Here is a 4483-nt window from a genome sequence, read left to right as displayed (position 1 = left end):
CCCCAGCTGCTGGCCGGCGGCGTCGAGGCGTGGGAGCGGGCCGGCCACGCGCTCGAGAGCAGCCCCGAAACGCCGGACGACGCCCAGTGCATCGACTACCTGTTCTTCGTGCACGACCGGCACGACGGCAACCAGGACGCCGCGCGGCGCTACCTGGCCTGGGAGACGGGCCTCGTCGCCCAGCTCGATGCCCGGGAACTCGCGGCCTACCGCATCGCCTGAAGCGGGAGCGCGCATGCAACCGACCCGCACCACGCGCCTGCTGCAAACCGGCCGCCCGCCCGCCGGCCAGGGCCCCCGGCCCGTGAACCCGCCCGTCATGCGCGCGAGCACCGTCGTCTTCGACAGCGTGGCCGAATGGCGCGCCGCGCGGCAGCAGCGCCAGACCCGGCAGGTCCTGAGCTACGGCGCACGCGGCACGCAAACCACGTTTGCCCTGGAAAACGCGCTCAGCGAACTGGAAAAGGGCCACCGGACCCAGCTCTACCCGACCGGCCTGGCGGCCGCGACCCAGGTGCTGATGGCCCTGCTGCGCCCTGGGGAGCACCTGCTGATCACCGACGCGGTGTACGCGCCCGTGCGGCATTTTTGCAGCACCTGGCTGCCGGCCCGGGGCGTGGACTGCGAGTTCTACGCCGCCGACGGCCACGACGTCGCCGCCCGACTGCGCCCGGGAAAGACGCGGATGATCTACGCCGAAGTGCCGGGCTCGCTCCTGAACGACATGCTGGACCTGCCCGCGCTCGCCGCGCTGGCCCGCTCCTGCGGTGCCTGGCTGGCCGTGGACAACACCTGGGCCTCGGGCTGGCTGCTGAATCCGCTCACGCTGGGGGCGGACATTTCCATACTCGCCGCGACCAAATACATCGCCGGGCATTCGGACCTGTTGCTCGGCGCCGCCGTGTGCAACGAACGCGCCTACCCGGTCCTGGCGCATTTCAGCGAATCCACCGGCCAGACGGTCAGCCCCGACGACGCCGCACTGGCACTGCGCGGCCTGCGCACCCTGGAGCTGCGCCTGGAGCGGCACGAGCGCAATGCGCTCGCCGTGGCGCAGTGGCTCGGCCGCCAACCCGCCGTGGCCCGGGTGTTCCATCCCGCCCTGCCCGACGACCCCGGCCACGCCCTCTGGAAGCGCGACTTCAAGGGCGGCAACGGGCTCCTGGCGGTCGAGTTCCATGACCCCGACCCCGGGCGCCGGGACCGCTTCGTCGACGCCTTGGAATGCTTTGGCATCGGCGCCTCGTGGGGCGGGTTCGAGAGCCTGGCCGTGCCCATCGACCCTGCCGCGCTGCGCAGCGTCGGCGCATGGCATGGGCGCGGCAGCTTCGTGCGGCTGCACGTCGGCCTGGAATCGCCCGAGGACCTGTGCCAGGACCTGATGCAAGCCATCGCCGCCGCGCAATTCACCACCGCCCCCCGCAACCAGACCCCGACAGGAGCCCCCATGAACCGCCCCCTGCCCCCTGCATTCCGGATGCGCCGCCGCCAGACCCTGGCGCTGTGCGCCGCCCCACTGCTCCTGCCGGGCACCGGCTACGCCGCCGACCCGCTGCCCAAGGTCGGCGACTACCCGAGCCAGGTGATCCACGTGGTCTCCCCCTTTCCGGCCGGCGGCGGCAATGACATGCACATGCGCCTCGTCACGAACGAACTGGCGCGCACCACGGGCCAGCCCGCCGTGGCAGAAAACAAGGGGGGTGCGGGCGGCAACATCGGCGCCCAATCCGTCGCCGGCAGCAAGCCCGACGGCTACACCCTGCTGCTCTCCCAAGTGTCCATCATGGCGGTGAACCCGGTGCTGTACAAAGCCCCCGGCTTTGATCCGCTCAAGGACTTCGTTGCGATCACCCAGATCAACGCCGCGCCCCTGGTGCTGGTGGTGCCGGCAAATTCCTCCCTGCGCAGCATGGCCGACCTGCGCAAAATGGCCCAGGAGCACACCGGCAGCGTGACCTACGCCAGCCCGGGAAACGGCACGCTGTCTCACCTGCTGGGCGTGGTGCTGGAAAAGGACGCGGGAATTCCCATGACGCACATTCCCTACCGCGGCGCGGCCCCCGCGCTGCTCGACCTGCTGGGGGGACAGGTGACCCTGATGATCAGCTCCACCTCCTCGGTGTCCGGCGCGATCCAGCAGGGCAAGCTCCGGGCCATCGCCATCTCCAGCCCGCGCCGCGTGGGCCACTTCAGGGCCGTCCCCACCCTGGAAGAACAGGGCTTCAAAGGAATGCAGTTCGAGGACTGGTACGGCTTCTTTGCGCCCGCAGGAACGCCGCCCGAGCGCGTGGCCTACCTCAACCAGGCCATCACGAGCATCCTCAGAAGCCGGGGGGTGGTGCAGAAAATTACCGACGCCGGCGGCGAACTCGTCGCCGGCGACGCCGAGCAACTGGCAGCGCAGCTGCGGCAAGACATCACCCGCTGGAGCCGCTTGGTCAAGCTCGCCGGGATGACTGTGGAATAAGTGCCCCGGAGGGCCGGCCACGGCACCGGGCGTGGCGAGTCCATGATGACGTATCCTGCGCGTACGACGCTGTCACCGCGCCATGCGCCCGTTTACCAGCGCATTACCAAGCCGGCACCCGGGGCTACCCCGGTCTGCTACATTGACTGCAACGCAAGCCAAAACCCACCCCATGCTCTATCACATCTATGAAACCCAGCGCTCGTTGATCGAACCCTTTACCGGCTTTGCGCAGGCCGCTGCCAAATTCCTGAGCAACCCGATGTCCCCGTTCAGCGAAAGCCCGCTGGCGCAATACATGTCCGCCGGGTACGAACTGCTCTACCGCTTGGGCAAGGACTACGAAAAACCGGCCTTCGAGATCCACGCGGTGGACGTGGACGGTGTGAGCGTCGCCGTGCACGAGCGGGAGGAACTGGACAAACCGTTTTGCACGCTGCGCTGCTTCCAGCGCTTCTCCGACGAGCCGGCCACGCTCACCCGGCTCAACGCCCAGCCCGCGGTGCTGCTCGTGGCGCCGCTCTCGGGCCACTACGCCACCTTGCTGCGCGACACCGTGCGCACCATGCTCCGGGAGCACAAGGTCTACATCACCGACTGGAAAAATGCGCGCCTGGTGCCGCTGTCCGAAGGCGAATTCCACCTCGACGACTATGTGAACTATATGCAGGAGTTCATCCGCCACCTGCAGGCCGTGCATGGCAACTGCCATGTGGTCAGCGTGTGCCAGCCCACCGTTCCCGTGCTTGCGGCCGTCTCGCTGATGGCCAGCCGGGGCGAGACGACGCCCCTGACCATGACCATGATGGGCGGCCCCATCGACGCCCGCAAGTCGCCCACGTCCGTGAACAACCTGGCGAACAACCGCAGCTTCGAGTGGTTTGAGAACAATGTCATCTACCGCGTGCCGGACAACTTCCCCGGCGTGGGCCGGCGCGTGTACCCGGGCTTTCTGCAATACACCGGATTCGTGGCCATGAACCCCGACCGCCACGCGTCCAGCCACTACGACTATTTCAAGGATCTGATCAAGGGCGACGACGCCAGCGTCGAAGCGCACCGCAAGTTCTACGACGAATACAACGCGGTGCTCGACATGGACGCGGACTACTACCTGGAAACCATAGAGACCGTTTTCCAGAAATGCAAACTGGTGCATGGCACCTGGGACGTGCGCTCGCCCGAAGGCCAAGTCGAGCGCGTGCGCCCGCAGGACATCAGGACCACCGCGCTGTTCACGGTGGAAGGCGAGCTCGACGACATCTCCGGATCAGGCCAGACCGAGGCCGCGCATGACCTGTGCAGCGGCATCGTGCGCAAGGAGCAGCGCCACCTGGAGGCCAAGGGCGCCGGCCACTACGGCATTTTCAGCGGCCGCCGCTGGCGCGAAATGGTCTACCCGCAGGTGCGCGCCTTCATCCTGGAGCATGAGCACGCAGCGCCCGTGGCAGAACAAAGCCAAACCCCGGACGAGCCGCCGCCGCCGGCCCGCAAGCTGACGGCCAAGGCAGCGGGCGCGCGAGCCACCGTGGCCACCCGCTGGGTGACGTCCCCGGACACCGCCGCCGCAGCACCCACCCGATCCGACCCGGGCGCCGCGCGCAGCCGCCGCAGCAGCACGGCACACAAGACTTGAGCCGACGACTGCAAGCAGCCGACACCCCGGCCGCCCGGACCGCCGAGCTTGCGGCGCGGATCGACGCCGCACTCCCGCAAACGCAGTGCACGCGCTGCGGCTACCCCGATTGCGCAGCCTACGCGCAGGCCATCGCGCAGGGGTCGGCGGCGATCAACCAATGCCCGCCCGGAGGCGCCGAGGGCATTGCGCGCCTGTCGGCCATCACCGGAATGCCCCCCCTGCCCCTGAGCGCCGCGCACGGCACGCAGGGGCCGCGCGCGGTGGCGTTCATCGATGAAGCCTGGTGCATCGGCTGCACCCTGTGCATCAAGGCCTGCCCCACCGACGCCATCGTGGGCGCGAACAAGCTGCTGCACAGCGTCATCGAATCCTGTTGC

4 protein-coding genes and 1 pseudogene are annotated in these 4483 nt (G+C 68.7%); all 5 read left to right on the top strand.

The features are described from left to right. The coding region (locus VTU_RS0102280) for a rhodanese-like domain-containing protein (RefSeq protein WP_010100334.1) at window positions 1-222 on the top strand (222 nt) is incomplete at its 5' end. After that, window positions 188-1387, top strand: a pseudogene (metC, locus tag VTU_RS25365) (cystathionine beta-lyase); the annotation flags it as partial. The gene VTU_RS0102280 and the pseudogene metC, both read left to right, overlap by 35 nt. 60 nt (window positions 1388-1447) lie before the next feature. Beyond that, entirely contained in the window at window positions 1448-2467 is a 1020-nt protein-coding gene (locus VTU_RS0102270) for a Bug family tripartite tricarboxylate transporter substrate binding protein (protein ID WP_438873571.1), read from the top strand. Window positions 2468-2639: 172 nt separating this feature from the next. After that, the gene (locus VTU_RS0102265; RefSeq protein ID WP_010100332.1) at window positions 2640-4103 is read left to right on the top strand and encodes a polyhydroxyalkanoate depolymerase; all 1464 of its coding nucleotides are present in this window, start codon (window positions 2640-2642) and stop codon (window positions 4101-4103) included. Then, window positions 4100-4483: RnfABCDGE type electron transport complex subunit B (locus VTU_RS0102260; protein ID WP_010100330.1), on the top strand; the 384-nt coding region annotated here is incomplete at its 3' end. The genes VTU_RS0102265 and VTU_RS0102260, both read left to right, overlap by 4 nt.

The organism is Verminephrobacter aporrectodeae subsp. tuberculatae At4, assembly GCF_000193225.1.
Taxonomy (GTDB): Bacteria; Pseudomonadota; Gammaproteobacteria; order Burkholderiales; family Burkholderiaceae_C; genus Acidovorax; species Acidovorax aporrectodeae.
Note: the sequence above shows the minus strand (reverse complement) of the source record. Positions and strands in the feature narration are given on the sequence as shown.

What these genes read in the sequence shown, in the direction of transcription:
- VTU_RS0102265 (WP_010100332.1), top strand. Translation starts at nt 2,640, where the DNA reads ATGCTCTATCACATCTATGAAACCCAGCGCTCGTTGATCGAACCCTTT.
- VTU_RS0102270 (WP_438873571.1), top strand. Translation starts at nt 1,448, where the DNA reads ATGAACCGCCCCCTGCCCCCTGCATTCCGGATGCGCCGCCGCCAGACC.